We start from the raw sequence: 19565 nt of genomic DNA, 5'->3' as shown, positions 1-19565 counted from the left end.
AAAACTACACAAACGATGTCTGCACTTCGACAAGCTCAGCGACCACCTCCGCTGACAAAGAGAGAATAGCATGATTTTAAGCGCTCTTTCTTAAACCAATGGAGAACTTTCGGCGATCGCAGTAAAGTCGCAGGTTTTGCTTTTATAGACCAATAAGGTTCAGTTAAGGGCTGTCCTTCGAGAGGAACGAAGCAATCGCAGTATATGTTTTTTACAGCGTTTTATACCCAGGACTGTCTCATCTCAACCCTATTGTGTTATACAGCGATTACTCAAGGGTTTAAATACTTTTTGTGCAAGCGGACGGTGGGACTCGAACCCACGACGTTCAGCATGGGAAGCTGACATTCTACCACTGAATTACGCCCGCGCTTAGTCTGTTTTATTTGCTTTTACCTTTAAGGCGTTGCCGTAAAAAACGACCTGAAAGACATTATACAACAATTTTGCTATTCTGAGTCAACCATTTTGAAAATCAATTTGCGGTGGTCGATCGCCCCTCCCGACAAAAAAAGCCCTGCACCAAAGGCAGGACTAATACTTCTACTCTTCAGTCCGCGGAGGCGGACTTCGTATGTGTAGCCGCGGTTTCAACCGCCGGGGCTTCTACTCTTCAGTCGGCCTCCGGCGGACATCGTATGTATAGCAGCGGTTTCAACCGCCGAGGCTGTGGGAAAAACGATCGCTCGCCCGATCGCGATTTTCACCTAGGGAAACGGCACGGCGCCGTTTCCTGTATTCGATCCCCACAAATAGGGGTGTCGGACTTGTCACAGGTGTTGGGGTTGTGACAGGTGTCGGACTTGTTACCGCAGGCGCGGGTGCCTCTGGTAAATTGGCTGCTTTGCGACAAAAGATGTTATTTTTTCTATTCATATATTTGAACGATCGACAAAATCAGTATGTAGCCAGATATCAATTAAAAGAATTTAGACACCGCAGCAGGAAACGGCAGTGCCGTTTCCCTACCCAAAATACAGGATATTTGTAGGGAAACGGCATTGCCGTCTCCTTATTTCGATCGCACCGCAGACGACTTCGCTCTTTTCTTCCCCCGCACCCGATTAAAAATCCAGACTTGCAGGCCATCCATATAGGTATAAACCACCGGAATCACCACCAAAGTCAACAGCGTAGAAGTCATCAAACCGCCAATTACCGCCATCGCCATCGGACTCCGCACCTGAGATCCGGCGCCAAGTCCCAGCGCGATCGGCACCATTCCAGCTATCATCGCGATCGTTGTCATCAAAATCGGCCGCAACCGCGCTACACCAGAATCCAGCGTCGCTTCATACATCGGTGCGCCTTCCTTCTCATTCATAATCGCGTAATCTACCAACAAAATCGAATTCTTTGTCACAATTCCCATCAGCAACACCACGCCAATCAAAGCGTACAAACCGAGAGATTTTTGTCCAACCAAAAGCCCCAACAGTGCGCCGCCCAGAGATAAAGGTAATGCCGCCATAATTGTGATCGGATGCAAGAAATTTGCAAACAACAGCACCAATACACCATAAATAAACAGTACCGCCGTTCCCAAAGCCCCGGCAAAACCGCTGAAAATATCCTGCATTACTTTCGCATCACCAGACGATTCCTGTTCCACACCGGGGGGTAAAGGATTCATTACAGGTAGTTTCTTCACCGCCGCCGAAGCTTCTCCTAAAGTCGTACCGCCCAACAAATTGCCTTCTACGGATACTTGACGGGCTCTATCGTAGCGATCGATCTGAGAAGGCCCGCTGCCCAAAGTAATATCCGCCACCGCCCGCAACGGCACTAAAGTATTATTTTTACCCGGTATTTGCAGGTTTTTAATTGTTTCGATATCACTGCGAAACTGCGATGCTAACATCACATGAATCGGAATTTGTCGATCGGGCAAATCGAATTTAGCCAGATTCGAGTCAATATCTCCAATCGTTGCCAAAGAAGCAGTACGAGCAATTTGCTGCACCGAAACACCCTGATCCGCCGCTCGATTTGGATCGGGTTTTACCAAAATCTCCGGCTTGACTAAACTCGCGCTAGATTGCACCTCAATTAGTCCCGGAAGTTGCCTCATTTGTTGCGTGAGAGTTTCCGCAGTTTTAGTTAAAGCTTCGGCATTTTCGCTCTTGAGGACGATCGACATTTGCTTCCTACCGCCCACACGCCCTTGAGCAAAACTCAGCCGCACACCGGGAACATCCGCCAGTTTGGGCCGCATTTCCTCTTCAAACTTCTGTTGTCCGATTCGCTGATTGGCGGGCTTCAATTTGACGTACAGACTGGCTGTATTTACGCCGCTAGCACGCCCGCCGCCTCCACCCGCTCCCCCCGATACTGTGGGAGCGCCTTCGGTCTCCAAAACGCTATCTACGGCTGGATGGGCGAGCAATAATTTAGTTGCTTGCTGCACCGCTAAATCTGTTTGTGACAAGGTGGAACCGGGCGGTAATTCGATCGATACTGTGGAAAGTCCGGTATCATCGCGATCGATAAACCCCGTGGGAATGTAAGGTATTAATTGGACGCTACCGAAAAACAAAGCCACACCTAAAATTAGGACGATCGCCCGATGCTTCAGCGCCCAAGTCAAAAGTCGGCGATACTGATAGGAAAGTTGGTCTTTTTTGAGTTCCTGATGATGTGGCTGATCCTTAAACATATAAGCCGCCATCATCGGAGTTACGGTGCGGGCGACTAACAGCGAAAATAACACCGAAGCCGAAACCGTCACCCCAAAAGGTCGAAAAAACTGACCGGGAATTCCCGGCATAAAAGCCACCGGCGCAAACACCGAAACAATCGTCATCGTGGTAGCAACGACAGCTAAACCAATTTCAGCGGAAGCATCCAAAGCAGCTTGATAAGCCGTTTTCCCCATCCCCACATGGCGTTCGATATTTTCAATTTCGACGATCGCATCATCGACTAATATTCCCACCACCAACGACAGCGCCAACAAAGTCATGCTGTTAAGCGTATATCCCACCATCCTGAGCACAGCAAAAGTAGGAATAGCCGACAGCGGCAAAGCCACAGCAGCAATCAAAGTCGCCCGCCAATCCCGCAGAAATATAAAAATCGTGATAATCGCTAAAACCGCCCCCAAAATCAAAGCATCCACAGAAGCTTCATAGGAATCTCGGATGTGATCTCCTAAAGTATAAATCAGTTCCAACTTGACATCGGTTGGCAAAGTTTTTTCCAGCTTCTTAACAGTTGCCCGCACCGCTTCTTCCACAGTCACCAGAGTGCTACCAGTGCTGCGGAGGATAGCAAAAGCTACAACAGGCTTGTTATTGAGCCGCGCGCCCTGACGCGCTTCTGCATAGCCTTCCTCAACTTTTCCCAAACTAGAAAGCGGCACAAAACTGCCTTTAGGCAAGGTAATTTGATAAGCTTTCAACTGTTCGATAGTTTTAGCACTACCGAGGGTGCGGACTGTTTGCTCGGAATTGCCGATTTCAGTTCGCCCCCCGGGAAGATTGATATTAAAATTGCGAATTTGGTCGTTAACTTGGGTAGCTGTAATCCCCAGACTTTGCAATTGTTCGGGGTTTAAATCAACTCGAATATCCTTATCTCTGCCTCCGATGCGCTGCACTTGAGCCACACCTTTGACAGAAAGGAGGACACGACTGATGTTTTGGTCGATTAATTCGCTTAATTGTTCTACGGTTTGGCGATCGGATACCACGGCGTAGGACATAATGGAACTACCCGCAAATTCCACCCGCTTGACAACGGGATCGTTAATGTCTTGGGGCAGGCTTTGGCGGATTTGGGCGATCGCATTGCGGACATCGTTGGTTGCGCGATCGCTATTCGTGCCCAATAAAAAGTTAACAGTCGTATTAGAAGAACCATCATTAACAGTAGAAATAATGTGGTCAATATTGCCCAAACCAGCCACAGCATCTTCTACTTTTTTCGTAACTTGCGATTCAAGTTCCGCTGGATCTGCCCCCGGTTGGATGACAGATATCGAAACTGAAGGTACATCGATGTTAGGTGAATCATCGATACCTAAAACTGGAAATGATACTAAACCTCCGATTGTCAGAATCAAGAATAAAACAATCGTCGGGACAGGTTGTTTTATCGACCAAGCCGAAATGTTGAAAGACATAATAGGAATTGGGAATTGGGAATTGGGAATTGGGAATTGGTGATTGGTGATTGGTAGTTTGTAATTGGTAATATAGTGTTCTTTTTATTTAAAATTTATTGTGGAGTGGGCATCTTGCCCGCTCTAAATATATTGTAGTAACTAACCAATATCAAGGGTGCATCTCACTTTGACAAATATGTTTGTAGGGGCGAAGCATGACCGCAGTCAATATGGGATTATAACTAATAAGTTATATGCGGTCATGCTTCGCCCTCTTCAAAAACCAGATGCACCCAATATCAAATATCAAGGTGCGTCAGGAAAAATTATTAGTCTGTCGTCGCCAACTTCTCGCCTGACGCACCCTACAATAACAACTAATGTCAACAGTCAACAGTCAACTGACTACTGACTACCGACTTTAACCCGATCGCCATCCTTGAGATAACCAGCACCAGCAACAACCACTTTATCCCCTGCTTTCAACCCTTTTTTAATCTCAACCTGAGCACTCGTCAAATCCCCAACCGCGCCCCCGGTAATCTCCCCAACTACCACCGGCTGAGCTTGCACCTTGTCCTCACCCACAAGTTTGTAAACAATAGAACTGCCATCAGACTGTGGTAAAATAGCCTTAGCCGGAACTTTCAAACCTTGCGCCGTCGCCGTCGAAATCGCAGCGCGCAAAAACATTCCCGATCGCAAAAACTCACTTGCAGGCAAATCAATCTTCACCGTAGCTTGCCGATTTTGCGGGTCAACTAACGGCGAAATCTCTCGCACAGTTCCAGACAACTTAATCCGCTTGTCTGAATCCGAACTAATCTGTACCGCGGTTCCCGGTTGTACTTGCGAAACCTGAGTTTCTGGGACTTTTAATTGCAGTTCTAGCTTATTTCCCCGAATAATCGAAAATAGTTTTTGACTTCCCGAAGAAACATCACCAACTCGACCAATTCTTTCCGATACAATACCGCTATCCGGCGCTCGGACGATAGTTTGTTCGAGTTGAGTTTGCAACTGTTTGACTCGCGCATCATTGCTGCGAACACCTGCTGCATTGTTCCCTACATTTGCTCGGGCGCTGCTGACAGTTGTGGCCGCAGTATTTACCTTGGCGCGCGCACTCAACAGTGCAGCTCGGGCTGTACTGATACTAGCTTCGGCATTAACTACTTTAGCTTGAGCCGATCGCACTTCTTCCGCCGCTTTGTTCTGTTCTTCTATAGCTTTATTCAAATCAGCCTTAGCTTTATTCACATCTTGAACAGCAGTTTCTCGCTCAGTCTTGCGCTTTTCCAAATCTTGCTGGCTAATTACTCCTTGAGCCGCCAAATTTTGGGTGCGATTGACTTCTCTTTGGGCTTGAGCTAATTTCGCCTGGGCGGAAGCAATACCAGCCTTAGCTTGATTCACACCAGCCTTAGCTTGATTCACACCAGCTTCAGCTTGGCCAACACCGGTTTTAACTTGCGCTAAGTCTGCGATGGCTTTTTCCACGCCAGCTTCAGCTTGAGCGACAGCGGCTTCGGTTTCTTTTTGGGTAGACTGGGCTTGCTGCACTTGAGCTTGGGCTTGTTCTACCGTAGAGTTTGCCGATTCTACCTTAGCAACGGCTTCGGCAATTTGCGATCGCAACACCGAATCATCCAAAACCGCCATTACCTGATTTTTTTCTACCGTATCCCCTTCTTTCACCAAAACCTGCTTAATTTGCAAACCGTTCGATTGCGGTAGCACCGGCAGTAAATCGTAAGGCGCCACACTCCCCGTCGCTTCGAGAGTTTGAGCCACCTCGGCCGATTCCACAGGGGCCACCGTCACCGTCTGAGCCGTCCCCTGCTGAGCAGCCGCTGGGGCTACAACTGGAGCACGTGCGCTCTGCTTCCCCGCAGTCAAGTTTACTGCGAGCAGCGTTGCAGCCACGCCAATCCCTGCGCCCACCAATAGCGTCGGCCACCTGAGTCCTTTACTGGGAGGAACTTCTGGTGCTTCTAATTCGGAAACTTCCGATAGCGCCCCATCCATTTCTGGAACTTCTAAGGCTATTTCTCGTTCATCTTCTTCAGACGAGAAGCGCCAGCGAGAGGTATCTGAGGTGCCAGTTTCAGACGCATCCGCTACTAATTTGCTGTCGCGGCCGCTCTGCACGGGGGAAAGGGGCTGCTTTTCTTCTGCTTCTGAAAAAACTTGATTCGTCACGGTAGTTCCTCCCGTCGGTTTCAGCCTTCGGTTTTTGATATTGTAAAGAAAGATTGCGGTTTTAATATGTAATTTATTTTAGCTGAGGGTGCGAGCGCTCGCGCCTCCTCCTTGCGGGTGAGTGTAGCGTCATTTCACATGATAATGGTGATTGCGATCCGAGATTGTGCGATCGACCTTTAATATCATGTCCGGTAGATTACTATAAAAACGGTTGGTTCGTAGTGCGGACTTCAGTCCGCAGCTATGGAGCGGACTGAAGTCCGCACTACGAACCTACTTATTGCGATGAACTGGGCGCGATCTGAACTCGATCGGGCGATCGGGCATACTGAATGTTACCGTGATTGGCGATCGATCGCAGGGCGATCGGGCTGGCGATTGCCTGTCTCACGGGGGTTTTATCATAACTCACCCATCAATACTAAAACAATTCAGTCTAATATTGAAGTGAATTATTGCTAATCTATACTCTAATATGTGTGTTGTATAATACGGCACAGCAGCTAAAAAACTTGTGCCAGTTTAATTGACAAAAATCCCAATGAATAGTGTATTTACTCCCGTCCAACAGTTTCTAATTACTTGGTTGCTAGTGCTAGTGACTGGATGGTTTACCCTGACTGCTATTAATTATGTTGGGGAACTCGTCAGCATTTTAGTAACAGCGGGACTCATTGCATTTTTATTAAATTATGCAGTAATCAGACTGCAAGTATTTTTGCCGCGAGGACTCGCTGCGGGGCTAGTTTATTTAACGGCGGGTTTGGTAGTAGTAGTAATCGGTCTAACTATTGTACCGCCAGTCTTCAGCCAAGCTAGACAGTTAGGGGTCAGGTTCCCAGACTTGCTGGAGTCGGCGCGGCAGCAGTTAGGTGAATTTCAAGCATGGAGTGCCGATCGCAATTTACCATTTGACGTGCAACTTTTAGAACAGCAGTTATCAGCAAAAGTGCAGGAACAAGTACAGGCGATTGCTGGTACGAGTTTAGGTTTAGTTGTAGGAACTGTCAACTGGTTTCTCGACTTAATTTTGATTCTAGTCATTTCATTTTATATGCTCCTCGACGGTCAAAGAGTGTGGCAGGGATTGACCAGCATTTTTTCGCCAGATATTCGCTATGTTTTAACCGATACTTTGCAGCGAAACCTCCAGCGATTCGTATCGGGACAGTTGCTGCTGGGACTATTTATGGCGACCTCGCTAACTATGGCTTTTTGGTGGCTGCAAGTTCCGTTTTTCCTGTTGTTTGCCGTGTTTATCGGCTTGACAGAAATAATTCCGTTTATCGGAGCGGCGCTGGGCATTGGTACTGTTAGTATAATTGTAGCGTTTATTGATTGGTGGCTGGCGCTGCAAGTGTTGGCAGTTGCGATCGGTCTCCAGCAAATCAAGGATAACTTAGTAGCACCCAGAATCATGGGTAATCTCACGGGTTTGAGTCCGGTAATTATTTTTACAGCTTTGCTGTTAGGAGGTAGAGTGGGAGGATTATTAGGAGTTATCCTAGCAATTCCGCTGACTGGGGTGGTCAAAAGTATCGTGGAAATTGTACTCAATCCCAAATTACCTCCGCAAACAGGCTCGTTTTTCTACAATCCTTTTAGCGGCGAGGAATTGGGGAAAATTGCGGAAAATGAAAGTAGAATAATCTTGGTTCCCGATGATAAAAAATAGTCCTAAGGTTCGTAGTAAGGACTTCAGTCCGTAAAATTTTTATTAGTAATGAATTCGGCGCTTGTGAGTGATTTCTTGAAGAAAAGACTAAAGTCCTTACTACGAACGGAAGAAGGACTAAAGTCCTCACTACGAACCTGATAAGGACTAAAGTCATTACTACGAACGGAAGAAGGACTAAAGTCCTCACTACGAACCTGATAAGGACTAAAGTCATTACTACGAACGGAAGAAGGACTAAAGTCCTCACTACGAACCTGATAAGGACTAAAGTCCTCACTACGAACAAACTTAAAATTTCAAACCTAAAACTTATGAAATGGTGGCAAAATCTTAAAAATAATCCTCTAGCTCGCTTGGGAGCTGTGGTGCTATTAATTTTTTATACAGTCGCACTTTTCGCCGAATTTGTGGCACCTTACGACCCCTACGACTCTCAATTAAATGGTTCCTTGCTGCCGCCAACTCAGATTTATTTAAGCGCCAAAGACGGGCGATTTATTGGGCCGCACGTTTATCCGACTACTCAGGGCCCGGTGGATGCAAATACGGGCGCTCGCGAGGTAATTGTAGACTGGCAAAAACCCTCTGCTCTCGGTTTGTTTGTCAAAGGTTCTCCCTATAAGTTTTTAGGAATTTTGCCTTTTGACAGGCACCTGGTTGGCACTACAGGAGAAGGTAAAATTAACCTTTTAGGTACCGACGAACAAGCTCGCGATCAATTCAGCCGCTTAGTACATGGCAGTCGCATTAGCCTCAGCATTGGTTTAGTTGGCATAGCAATTTCATTTCCTTTAGGATTGTTGATTGGAGGAATATCTGGTTATTTCGGTAGTTGGATTGACAGTATATTAATGCGCTTCGCTGAAGTATTGATGACGATTCCCGGTCTTTATTTATTAATAGCCCTAGCAGCAGTTTTGCCTCCGGGATTGACAAGTGCTCAGCGATTTATTTTGATTGTGTTGATTACTTCATTTATCGGTTGGGCAAGTTTGGCGCGGGTAATTCGCGGCCAGGTACTGTCTATTAAACAGCGAGAATTCGTGCAAGCGGCTCGGGCTATGGGCGCCAACCCAATCTATATTATTATCCGCCACGTGTTGCCACAAACTGCAACTTATGTAATTATTTCTGCTACTTTGTCGGTTCCGGGTTTTATTGTGGCGGAGTCGGTTTTGAGTTTAATTGGATTGGGGATTCAACAGCCAGATGCCTCTTGGGGAAATTTGCTATCTCTTTCTACTAATGCTTCAATTTTAGTGTTGCAGCCTTGGTTGGTTTGGCCTCCGGCGATACTGATTGTTTTGACTGTTTTGGCTTTCAATTTATTGGGGGATGGATTGCGGGATGCTCTCGATCCGCGCAGCATTCAAAGGTAATTGTTGACAGTTGACAGTTGACAGTTGACAGCTTGCCCCGAGCGAAGTCGAGGGGTTGACAGTTGGCTTCGGAGTGCGAAGTTTTTAGGCAGGGGCTTAAATCCTTGTCATTACCCACATCTCCTGAAACCCTCTCAACGTAAAGGTCTTAAACAATCCGCTTGTTATCATTAGTCAGAAGCTATTGAGAATATCTAACAATGAACAACGAAAGAATGGGGGGTTGCGGAATTTGCTTTTTGAGAAAATTAGCAGGTTGAAAAATGTGGGTAATGACAAGGGCTTAAATCCTCTGCCTAAAAACTTCGCTGTCAACTGTCAACCCCTCGACTTCGCTCGGGGCAAGCTGTCAACTGTCAACTGTTAAAGGTAAACGGATGGTGAAAGTAGAACCAACACCGACTTGACTGTTTACTGAAATATTGCCACCCATCATCAGGCAAAAACGCTGGCTGATTGCTAGTCCCAAACCTGTGCCGCCGTACTTGCGCGTGGTAGAAGCGTCTGCTTGGGTAAATGGTTGGAAGATGTGCTCCAATTCGTCTGGATTCATGCCAATTCCTGTATCTGTACAATTTACCACTAAAAATTCTTTACTGGGATTTGAGGATGGAGAATTTGCCGCGGGTTCAGAACTGTTTTGTGGTGTCGCTTCGCTGTTATCACTGGATATTGTTTCTCGGCTGGCGCTTACGGTAATTGTACCATTTTGAGTGAATTTGGTGGCATTGCTCAGCAAATTTAATAAAATTTGCCGCACTTTGGTAATGTCACCGCGCATTGTGCCGATGTTGCTAGTTTGCTGTAGGTTTAAAGTGTTGTAATTTTTCTCGATCAGTGGGGCTGCGCTGTCTGCAACTTCTGCTATCAAGGCGCTGATGTCGAAGGTTTCTAGGTATAGATCCATGCGACCGGCTTCGATTTTAGAAATGTCGAGAATGTCGTTAATTAGTGATAGCAAGTGTCTGCCGGATGTGCGGATTTTGTCTAAGTCTGGGGTGAGTTCGTCATAGCCGGATTCTTCGGTTTCTTCTTGGAGCATTTCGCTGTAGCCGATGATGGCATTGAGAGGTGTGCGTAGTTCGTGGCTCATGTTTGCTAAAAATGCGCTTTTTGCGGTGGAAGCTGCTTCGGCTGCTTCTAGGGCGAGTTGCAAGGCGGATTCAAAGACTTTACGATCGCTAATATCCTCGACGCTGCCTTCATAGTAGAGTACCTCGCCGTCGGTGTCGCACACTGCACGGGCGCTTTCAGAAATCCAAATTATGCTGCCGTCAGCGCGGTACACTTCTGACTCAAAGCCGGAAATTTGTCCGAATTCTTTCATGACTCGCATAAACTTTTCGCGTTGCTGGGGATTGACGTAAGTTTGCTGTCTGATGTTGGTGAGATTTGATGTCAATTCTTCGGGAGTGGCGTAGCCGTAAATCCGGGCTAAAGCTGGATTTACGCTCAAGAAGCGGCCTTGGGGGGTGGTTTGAAAAATGCCTTCGACTGCGTTTTCAAATATGCTGCGGTATTTTTGTTCTGCTTGACGGAGGGCGCTTTGTGTTCGATCGCGATCGCTAGCTTCGATCGCCAATGATACCAAATCTGCCAGGGAAGCAACAAAATTTTGTTCTTCTACTGTCCAGTGGCGAGCACTTCCCACCTGTTCGATACAGAGGACTCCGACTGTTTGTCCTCCCAGCCGCACTGGCGCATCTAAGGTTGATGTGGTGCCGTTTTGTGCAAAGTAAGATGCCACAAATTCCCTGGTTCTGATATCTGACAGAGCGTCGTCGGCTGCGATCGTCCGGTCTTCTTCCAAAGCTTTAAAATAAACTGGATAGTCTGCTGCTGCGAGTTCAGCACCTTGGGAATGCTGGCCGTTGGTGCGATGAAATTTGTCTAAACATTGCAATGAAGATCGGCTTTCATCGTACAGCCACGCTCCGGCTGCTTCTGCATCTAGGGTATGAGCCGCCGCTGCGGTGATTTCTCTTAAAGCTACTTGCAAATCGCCTCGATACAGCGCTTTATTTCTTGCCAATTCTAGCAAAACACTGTTTTGTTTGAGCAATTGTTTTTGTCTCATCCGCCGCACGGATTCGGCTCGCTTCTGTTCGGTAATGTCGCGGGCTACCCAAATTACAGATTCTTCTGAAAGCGGCGAAATGCTGGCTGCAAAACAAACTTCGCGGTCGTTAATAGTTAAATCGTACTCGATGCTGACTGTTTGCTGAGTATCTAAAGCTGCTCGGATGTGGTTGAGAAAATTGTCGGCTGTAGCTTGCTCAAACAGCTCTCCGATTGTTTTACCAACTAATTCTGCGGCTGGTTTGTAAAGCAGGGATATATTTGTGGGCGCAATTTTTAAGTAGCGACCGGTCGCATCCACAACTACAATTAATTCGTTCATGGCTGCAAACAAAGCCCGCAATTCTGCTTCGGCGGCTTCTAGTTCGGCTGTCCGCTCTGCTACTCGCTGTTCTAAACTGGAGTTGGTTCGTTCTAGGGCTACAAAAGACGATCGCAATTGTCTCGCCATCTGGTTGAAAGACTGAGCTAACACACCGAGTTCGTTGACGCCTTTGACTTCGACTTCGCCGTCTAATTCGGCGGAGGTGAAGTCAGCAGCTTCGGACATTTTTGTTAAAGCTTGGGATGCTTCCAGCAATCGGGTAATTGGTGTGACAACCCAGCGAGAGGTGAAAATACCCAGGACGATCGCCAATATGAACGCAAAAAAGCACAATAAAATAGTTGTGCGAGTGTTGGCGTTAATTTGCTCCATAAAGTCTCCTTCCGGGATGGCGACGACAATCAGCCAATCGAGGCCGCGGCCATCTCGCAGCGGAACCACCGTCAGGAATTGACGTTTCCCGTCTATATCGAAGCTAAACTGTCCTTGGGTGTCAATTTCTTCAAAACTGCCAAATTGTTTTTGCAAGTATGTGGATGCCGATCGAATTAGCGCATTTTTACTTTTAGTCGCCATCAACCGTTTTTGTCCGTCATTGTCAGTGACAAAGGGCAATTCGTCTGTGGAACTGGCGACGATTTCCCCGCTGCGTTCGATCGCAAAAACTTCTCCTGACGGGCTAATTTTAATACTTTTGAGAAAATCGCTGATTTGAGAAAGAGTCAGGTCAATTGCCAAAACCCCCCGCAGTTTTCCTGTTTCATTGTAAATAGGCATCACCGGCGTAATGCCGAGAACTGACGGGGCTGCGAAGACGTATATCGGAGACCAAGTGGCTTTTTCCGCCTGTTTGGCAGCTTGGTACCACGGTCTAGTACGGGGGTCGTAGGGGGCGGTTTTGATTAGTTCAGTGCGATTTCCTTTGCCATCGAGGCGATAAATTTGGCGGTTGGGAGCGGTTGATTCGTCTCTGATGTATAGTAAGTCTTCTGCTTCGTGTTTGACCAAGAGAAATCTGCCCTGTTCGTCGCCGTAGTAGATGGTTGTAGTTTGATCGCTCAGCTTGGTCTGGTTCCACAAATAGCGCTCTAACTTGGGGAAGTCATCAGGGTTGAGGTTTTCCGAGGCGATCGCAGCAGTATTCATTTGCAGGAACAGGTGAGACATATCCCCAAAACTGCGGAAATTTTCTTTAGTCCTGGCTGCGACTTCCAAGCTCAACCTGGTAGCAAGGTCATTGACGGCTTTCTGGCCGTTGCGAAACGACAGCCATCCTGTGACGCCGACTGCTACGGAGATTTGCACCACCAGGGGTATCAACAAAACTAGGCTCAGCGACATCTTGGGCGAGCTTTTCATCAGCCAACTGCTCAAACTTTTCAATAACATCAATAATATTTTGACACCTAGAAGCTTTGCCTATCGTTTGTCTTTTAAAAGATGCCCTAGATATTATAAGTTACAAACTCCCACAGGAACAGTCAATTGGGCTAGCCTACCCCTCACAACTTGACTGAGGTTGCCGGGGTTACTGTAAAAAATTGTAATATCGATCGTATCACTACTTGCTAGAATCGGGCGATCGCGATCGGGGACTCCCAGTCAAAAACTCACACTAGGTTAAAATAGAATACAAGGGCTCTTAGGTACTGCCAACCCTGAATTGATAAGTCATTCCCGTCAAAAATGGAGAATCGAAAAAGCAGAATCGAGCATCGGAGCGCTAGAGCCGCGTCTAACTGCGGTCAACCCTACGGGCGCTCAATCAAAATCTGATTTAAAATTTCAAGGGGAGTGTCAAAAATGTAAGTTATTTGACAACAGTCTGTTAAAAAATTTGCTATTGATAGAATAAGCGGACAAAAAGGCGATCGCACGAAAAAAGGGTAATTAAAGCATCTGTGTTTGATCGAGGGCAGCAATGTCAGTCGATTTGAGATTGAAAAATTGAAAAATCAGAGATTTACTCCACAGATTCATCTGGGAGCCCGAACATCCGCATTGTCCGCTAGCGAAAGAGAAGGGAGCCAGTCGTTGAATCTAAAATTTGGGGTTCGACCCCCATGAGCGTGGGTAGCTTCTACTTATTTTTGGGTAATGTCAAGTGTTTTTGGCTTTGGTGGACGATGGATGGAGCCCCGCTATGCTACGACATTTTAGCAAAATAATACTTCGGGAGGAAGACATGGACTATACATTTGAAATCCTGGGCGTATCTCCAACTTTAACGTTTTTTAACCAGCAGCAGGAATTGCTGCAACAACAGCAGCCGTCCGGTGTAGAATACTTGGGAAACCGAAAGTGTACTCTGGATGCGTTTGTGGCGTCTGTGGAGGTAGTTTCTCCCTATCGCGGCTGGGATGTCGATCGAGTCGTAGACACAGTGATTAGTTTCTGGATGCACAACTCTGAGAGCATCCAGTATTGGAAGCATCGCTTGCAGGATGCCGGCAGCGAAAACTTGTTAGTAGCCAGAGTAGGCGATCTCAAGTCTTTGCAAGCTGCATTTGAATCGCTGCTGAGTGAATAGGAAAATCTGGAATTGGGAAAAAGGCGATCGACAATAATGTAGATCAGCTCCAAAATATATAACCATGTCATTGCGAGTGAAACTCCGTGTGAAGCGAAGCAATCGCAGAGGCTCTGATAGCAATACACATTCTGTGACAAGCGGCAAAGTTTATTTGCAGCTACCCACTTAGCTAAAATCAACTCAACTGTCTATTCCCAATTCCCAATTCCCAATTCCCAATTCCCAAATTTTATGTCTCGTTCAAAAGCCCTACAATCTTATATTTTTATCCGTTTGCTCCTCGCACCACTAATGTTGTGGACAATCACCACAGCAGTATTTTTGTTGCTGCGGGCCACTCCGGGCGACCCCATAGATGCCATTCTCGGTTCGCGAGCTCCCGCAGCCGCCAAAGCAGCAATGCGAACCCAACTCGGCCTCGACGCACCCCTGTGGCAACAATATCTCAAGTACATGAAAGACTTGCTGGGCTTCGACTTGGGAACTTCCATCACTACTCGCGGACAAACCGTCTGGCAAATTATCGGAGACTATTTCCCCGCTACAGTCGAATTAGCAGTTTGTAGCATGGCCATAGCTTTAATTGTCGGCATCAGTATCGGTTCCCTAGCAGCATCCCGCCCCAACACTATTTTCGACGCAGCAGGCCGTTTGTTTGGGATTATTACTTACTCGCTGCCGGCTTTTTGGGCCGGCATGGTTTTGCAGTTGATTTTCGCGGTACAGTTGGGCTGGTTTCCCTTGGGGACTCGCTTTCCGGTGACATTTCCAGCCCCCCAAGGCTACACGGGACTGTACACTGTAGACAGTCTCTTGAGTGCTAACCCGGGTCAGTTTCTGACAAGTTTGCATTATTTGGCTCTCCCGAGTTTGACGCTGGGCATTCTCTTAAGTGGTATTTTTGAGCGAATTGTCAGGGTGAATCTCAAGCAAACTTTGCAAGCAGATTATGTCGAAGCAGCCCGAGCTCGTGGTATTCCTGAATTGCGGATTTTATGGGCTCACGCTCTTAAAAATGCGATGATTCCAGTGATTACTGTTTTGGGACTGACTTTTGCTGCACTGTTGGGCGGTGCAATTTTAACGGAGGTTACTTTTTCTTGGCCGGGGCTGGCAAATCGTCTTTACGAAGCGATTAGTTTGCGGGATTATCCCACTGTTCAAGGTATTGTGGTGTTTTTTGCGGGAATTGTGGTAATTGCTAGCATTGTAATTGATGTTTTGAATGCTTACATTGACCCGCGAATTCGCTACTAAATTAAGGAAGAGTTGACAGTTGACAGTTGACAGAAGAGCCCGCCCGCGGAGTCGAGGGGTTGACAGTTGACAGAAGAGCCCGCCCGCGGAGTCGAGGGGTTGGCAGTTGACAGTTGACAGAAGGAATAATGAAGAAGCAAGAATGAAGATGTTTGCCCTCTCTCGCTCATTCTCTCGCTCTCGGCTATCTTCTTCTTTGATATGGGTGGAAGATTGTCAGGTGCGATCGACTAAAATATTCAACTCACAACGAGTAAAATTATTTGCAGGACTAATTTACCAAAAAAATGAAAACACAGGGAACAGGTTATGCTACAGCGATCGTACTTATTCAAAAATTACTGGAAAAGCTGTTAGGAGATGAAGTTCTGGTGCGGGTGCAGCTTCCAATTCAGTTAGGGGATGCCCAACCAAAACCATCGATCGCAGTTGTGATGCCAGACGTGCTACGCTACGCTGACCGCCATCCCATCGCCTCGGAAATATATCTGCTGATCTCCATAGCCGACGGTACGCTCAAAAATGACTGCGAGACTCAAGGACACATCTATGCTAAATCGCGCATTGATGATTTTTGGGTGCTAGATATCAACGAACGCCAGCTTCATGTATTTCGAGAACCCTCAGACGACGGGTACGGCAGTCAAATGATTCTGTCAGAAGATTCGACTGTGGCACTCTCAGCTTTTTCTAAGTGTACTTTCTGCGTGCGCGAGACGTTGCAGCCGGCGGCTGCCGATTAAGAAGGATTTGTTAAAAAGATCGGCTTTGAGAATGACGACACGAAAGCAATTTATAAGCCATAGTGGAGCAAATAAATATAACATTTGAGGAAGCGCTGATGAGATTATTGCGCCTCGCAGCCGCTCTATCGGCTGCCTTGACTCCACTGATGGCTGAAGCTGCCTTTAGCCGTCCCATGCCCGGAACAGCCGAGTTTCCCCGGGCCTCAAACCCCCGAGTAGACGTACCGGTTTGTTTCATCGAAACCCCAAGCGGTACAACTTTTGATTTAGTCAGCTTGTGCGGGACTAACGCTGCTCCCCAAAAGACTTCTCCGGCTGCCACTCCCCCCCCTCCTCCTGGAAATAACCCCAATGCAGCCACTCCCGCTACCGCTCCTAACCCCAACAGCGTCACCAGAGACGCCGCAGGCGCCCCGATAACTACTCCTGCAAATCCCGCAAATCCCGCAAATCCCGCAAATCCCGCAAATCCCAACAACAATGCCAATCCGGGAACTGCGCCGAATACCAATCAGAATAATCCCAATCCTGGAACTGCGCCGAATACCAATCAGAATAATCCCAATCCTGGAACTGCGCCGAATACCAATCCCAACAACAATGCCAATCCTGGAACTGCGCCGAATACCAATCAGAATAATCTGAATCCTGGAAGTTTGCCCTATACCGTTCCCAACAATGCCAATCCTTCAACTGCGCCGAATACCAATCAGCAGAATAATCCCAATTCTGGAAGTTCGCCAAATACCAACAGCAACAATTTGTCTCCCAACAGTACCACCGGCAACGGTACGGGCAGTTTTTGAAGGACGATCGCCCGATGAGTTAAGCTAAGACATGGAAGTGGCGATCCTCTTCGTTGGCGCAGCCCCCGTAGGGGCGGGCTTTCCTTCGGATCGCTTCGCTAACGCACTTGAGGAGACCTGCTGTGTCAAACTTAGTTCAACGCTTAGCAATAACCGCTCATCCGCAACTCGAAAAATCCCTCGGCTATCGAGGAGACAGTCGCTGGGTAGCTTGGCGGTGGGAACCTGACATCGACCAAATTATTTCCAGCGACGGCAAAACAGTCGGCACCGGCAATAACATGGCTTGGCTGGTGTTTTTGCAGCACGATTTAGTTCAGCCTGCCCTCCAAGAGTACAACTTCGCCGAGGGCGATCGCCACTGGCTGCTTTTAGACACCGAAACTCGAAATCTCTACGTCGGTGAAGGCAAAGCAGTTCAAAGTCTGCTGGAACAGCCGGAAAGTTTAGCTTTGCTAGCCTGTCTCGATGGCGGAAGTGCCGGACAAACCGCAGAAACTTGGCAGCAAACCCTATCTAAACTAACCCCAACAACAGCCTTTCGCCACCTCACAAACGTCATTCCTTTCGGAATCGCCGCCGCCTTAATCGGTGCTTTGGGAGTTGGAACCGGATTGTGGGTAGTCCCGACGGTGCAGCAGAAACTCACCGAAAAAACAACTTTTACTTCCCCAATTAGTTCTGGTGCCAACTGCGGAATTGGCGGTTCCGAGGATTTTTCAGCCTATATTGGTTCATCAACCGGAGATAAAGAACTTCATTTAATCGGTGTTTACGAAGCCAATGCGGAACACGGGAAGGTAAATTTGTCGAAAAGTGCGTTAGCTCCTTCGAAGCGATCCGAAGGAAAGCCCGCCCCTACGGGAGGCTCATCAACGAACAGGATCGAAATCAAAGTAGAGCGCCGAAACAAACCGATAATACTCGCACTTTCCGCCTACGAACCAGTCAACTGGAACGTGACTTTAGAACCCGGAACTGTTATCGAAAAAATCATTGTTAACGGATACAACAACCAAACTGTTTCTGGAGTTTCGGGAATTCCCATAGAAGAGCACAGCTACGAAAAAACCGGAAACTATATCGGCGATTTTATCTACAAGTGGGGTACAACTCCAGAAAGTACCAATACTCCATCTCTCGTAACTAAATTGGAAGAAATAAATCGCACAAAGTTAACCTCTTTTCAAGGATGCTACAGAGGTACAAACTTTAGTATTAAATGAACCCAGCGATAGACAGCCAAAAATTAAAAGTCTATGTTGCTAAAATCATAAAACCCGCGCGGGCGGGTTTTTTATTGAAATTTAAAATTCTTGGTATTTCTATGGTATAATATGCCGTGGCGTTACGAGCGATTATCATATAATGTCCGGTAAATTCAAGGCAATCAAGAAGGTTTGTAGTGAGGACTTTAGTCCTTCTTTGGAGCGGACTAAAGTCCTCACTACGAACCAATTTGATTGTATTGGTTCTTTTCCGACTTGATGCCAATTTCCAATTCTCACAATGCTAACACAATCATTATGAAATACTGGTACGAAACCCTCGCAGTAGCCCAGCGAATTTTAATTGAATTGGGAAGGCGGCGGCGCAGCTTAGTCTTGTGGAGTATTTTTCCAGTTTCTATCTTGCTAATTAACGGTTTAATTTTAAAAGAACGCGCTAATCTCACCACAGAAAAAGCCTTTGAAAGTGCAGCACCTGCAAGCTTAGTAGGAGCAGCTTTATTTTTTAGCTGTCTTGGTGGCAGCGTAGCCACGGTAGTGTCAGAGCGAGAACAGCATACTCTCAAACGCTTATTTATTTCTCCCTTGAGCGGTACTTCCTACTTCCTAGGAATTTTTCTCGCTCACAGTTGTATCGGCATCGGTCAGGTAATTTTAGTATACACGATCGCAGCGTGTTTGGGAGCACAATTTCAAGGCTCTATTCTGTTAGGATGCGCGATTATTCTGCTGAGTATTGTATCTTACGTAGGAGTCGGCTTTATTCTCGGCACCCAGTTTGCGAGGCGCACTGAAGATGTCAACTCGCTAGTAGCGGCTTTCGGCGTTCCTTTGTTGATTTTAGGAGGCGCATTTTTGCCAACTGCGCTATTTCCCAAAACTCTGCTGGATCTCGCCCAGTACAATCCAATTTATCACATGAATGAAGCCCTGATCGCTGTGTGGGCAAACGGCAAAGATTTTGCGGATATTGAATCGCACTTCTGGTTTTTATTGATATTTGCTATTTCCATGATTGCAGGCGGATGGCTGTCATATCGGCGGATGTTAAGAGTAGAAAGAAGACTTTAATTAAGACTAAAGAAACCGGGTTTTTACCGAATCTGTGGGCGCAAGCGAAAAATTGTACTAAAAACCCAGTTTCTGCCCAGCCGCGCGCGATATTACAATGAAACTTAGCACCGAGAAGGCTATAAATAATACAATTAAACTTAGGGAGATTT

Annotated in this window: 13 protein-coding genes and 1 tRNA gene; 8 read left to right on the top strand and 6 right to left on the bottom strand. The window is 47.0% G+C overall.

Annotated features, from left to right (window positions below):
* Nucleotides 1-298: 298 nt before the first annotated feature.
* From QZW47_RS12900 to QZW47_RS12880, 5 genes are all read right to left on the bottom strand, one after another.
* A tRNA-Gly gene (locus tag QZW47_RS12900) sits at nt 299-370 on the bottom strand.
* A 284-nt stretch (nt 371-654) separates the two neighbouring features.
* A complete protein-coding gene (locus QZW47_RS12895; RefSeq protein WP_293127792.1) occupies nt 655-876 on the bottom strand; it encodes a hypothetical protein in 222 nt (73 codons plus the stop codon).
* A 136-nt stretch (nt 877-1012) separates the two neighbouring features.
* Nucleotides 1013-4123, bottom strand: coding sequence for an efflux RND transporter permease subunit (locus QZW47_RS12890; RefSeq protein WP_293127790.1), 3111 nt, complete (start codon nt 4121-4123; stop codon nt 1013-1015).
* A gap of 387 nt (nt 4124-4510) precedes the next feature.
* A complete protein-coding gene (locus QZW47_RS12885; protein WP_293127788.1) occupies nt 4511-6307 on the bottom strand; it encodes an efflux RND transporter periplasmic adaptor subunit in 1797 nt (598 codons plus the stop codon).
* 280 nt (nt 6308-6587) lie between these two features.
* Nucleotides 6588-6722, bottom strand: a complete 135-nt coding sequence (locus QZW47_RS12880; protein WP_293127786.1) for a hypothetical protein — start codon at nt 6720-6722, stop codon at nt 6588-6590.
* Nucleotides 6723-6851: 129 nt separating this feature from the next.
* On the opposite strand from QZW47_RS12880, the gene QZW47_RS12875 reads away from it, so the two are divergent.
* Entirely contained in the window at nt 6852-7985 is a 1134-nt protein-coding gene (locus QZW47_RS12875; RefSeq protein WP_293127784.1) for an AI-2E family transporter, read from the top strand.
* Between the two features lie 314 nt (nt 7986-8299).
* A complete protein-coding gene (locus QZW47_RS12870) occupies nt 8300-9367 on the top strand; it encodes an ABC transporter permease (RefSeq protein WP_293127782.1) in 1068 nt (355 codons plus the stop codon).
* Nucleotides 9368-9716: 349 nt separating this feature from the next.
* On the opposite strand, the gene QZW47_RS12865 is transcribed toward QZW47_RS12870, so the two are convergent.
* Nucleotides 9717-13160, bottom strand: coding sequence for a PAS domain S-box protein (locus QZW47_RS12865; protein ID WP_293127780.1), 3444 nt, complete (start codon nt 13158-13160; stop codon nt 9717-9719).
* Between the two features lie 796 nt (nt 13161-13956).
* Between QZW47_RS12865 and QZW47_RS12860 the strand changes: the two genes are divergently transcribed.
* From QZW47_RS12860 to QZW47_RS12835, 6 genes are all read left to right on the top strand, one after another.
* Nucleotides 13957-14301: a hypothetical protein gene (locus QZW47_RS12860; RefSeq protein WP_293127778.1), complete on the top strand. Its 345-nt coding sequence runs from the start codon at nt 13957-13959 to the stop codon at nt 14299-14301.
* A 234-nt stretch (nt 14302-14535) separates the two neighbouring features.
* Complete coding sequence (locus QZW47_RS12855) at nt 14536-15561, top strand: ABC transporter permease (protein ID WP_293127776.1); 1026 nt, start codon at nt 14536-14538, stop codon at nt 15559-15561.
* Between the two features lie 287 nt (nt 15562-15848).
* On the top strand, nt 15849-16304 hold the full coding sequence (locus QZW47_RS12850; protein WP_293127774.1) for a Uma2 family endonuclease: 456 nt from the start codon (nt 15849-15851) through the stop codon (nt 16302-16304).
* A gap of 98 nt (nt 16305-16402) precedes the next feature.
* Nucleotides 16403-17113, top strand: a complete 711-nt coding sequence (locus QZW47_RS12845; RefSeq protein ID WP_293127772.1) for a hypothetical protein — start codon at nt 16403-16405, stop codon at nt 17111-17113.
* A gap of 122 nt (nt 17114-17235) precedes the next feature.
* The gene (locus QZW47_RS12840; RefSeq protein WP_293127770.1) at nt 17236-18339 is read left to right on the top strand and encodes a hypothetical protein; all 1104 of its coding nucleotides are present in this window, start codon (nt 17236-17238) and stop codon (nt 18337-18339) included.
* Between the two features lie 300 nt (nt 18340-18639).
* Nucleotides 18640-19413 (top strand): ABC transporter permease, encoded by a 774-nt coding sequence (locus QZW47_RS12835; protein ID WP_293127949.1) that lies wholly within the window; start codon nt 18640-18642, stop codon nt 19411-19413.
* The last annotated feature ends 152 nt before the right edge of the window (nt 19414-19565 follow it).

Source organism: Microcoleus sp. bin38.metabat.b11b12b14.051 (assembly GCF_013299165.1).
GTDB lineage: Bacteria > Cyanobacteriota > Cyanobacteriia > Cyanobacteriales > Microcoleaceae > Microcoleus.
The sequence above is the reverse complement of the archived record's forward strand: the minus strand, read 5'-3'. Positions and strand labels throughout refer to the sequence as shown.

Excerpts from the sequence above, each read along its gene's own strand:
- QZW47_RS12835 (WP_293127949.1), top strand. The coding sequence starts at position 18,640 with ATGAAATACTGGTACGAAACCCTCGCAGTAGCCCAGCGAATTTTAATT.
- QZW47_RS12845 (WP_293127772.1), top strand. The coding sequence starts at position 16,403 with ATGAGATTATTGCGCCTCGCAGCCGCTCTATCGGCTGCCTTGACTCCA.
- QZW47_RS12895 (WP_293127792.1), bottom strand. The coding sequence starts at position 876 with ATGAATAGAAAAAATAACATCTTTTGTCGCAAAGCAGCCAATTTACCA.
- QZW47_RS12855 (WP_293127776.1), top strand. The coding sequence starts at position 14,536 with ATGTCTCGTTCAAAAGCCCTACAATCTTATATTTTTATCCGTTTGCTC.
- QZW47_RS12875 (WP_293127784.1), top strand. The coding sequence starts at position 6,852 with ATGAATAGTGTATTTACTCCCGTCCAACAGTTTCTAATTACTTGGTTG.
- QZW47_RS12870 (WP_293127782.1), top strand. The coding sequence starts at position 8,300 with ATGAAATGGTGGCAAAATCTTAAAAATAATCCTCTAGCTCGCTTGGGA.
- QZW47_RS12860 (WP_293127778.1), top strand. The coding sequence starts at position 13,957 with ATGGACTATACATTTGAAATCCTGGGCGTATCTCCAACTTTAACGTTT.
- QZW47_RS12865 (WP_293127780.1), bottom strand. The coding sequence starts at position 13,160 with ATGTTATTGAAAAGTTTGAGCAGTTGGCTGATGAAAAGCTCGCCCAAG.
- QZW47_RS12890 (WP_293127790.1), bottom strand. The coding sequence starts at position 4,123 with ATGTCTTTCAACATTTCGGCTTGGTCGATAAAACAACCTGTCCCGACG.
- QZW47_RS12850 (WP_293127774.1), top strand. The coding sequence starts at position 15,849 with ATGAAAACACAGGGAACAGGTTATGCTACAGCGATCGTACTTATTCAA.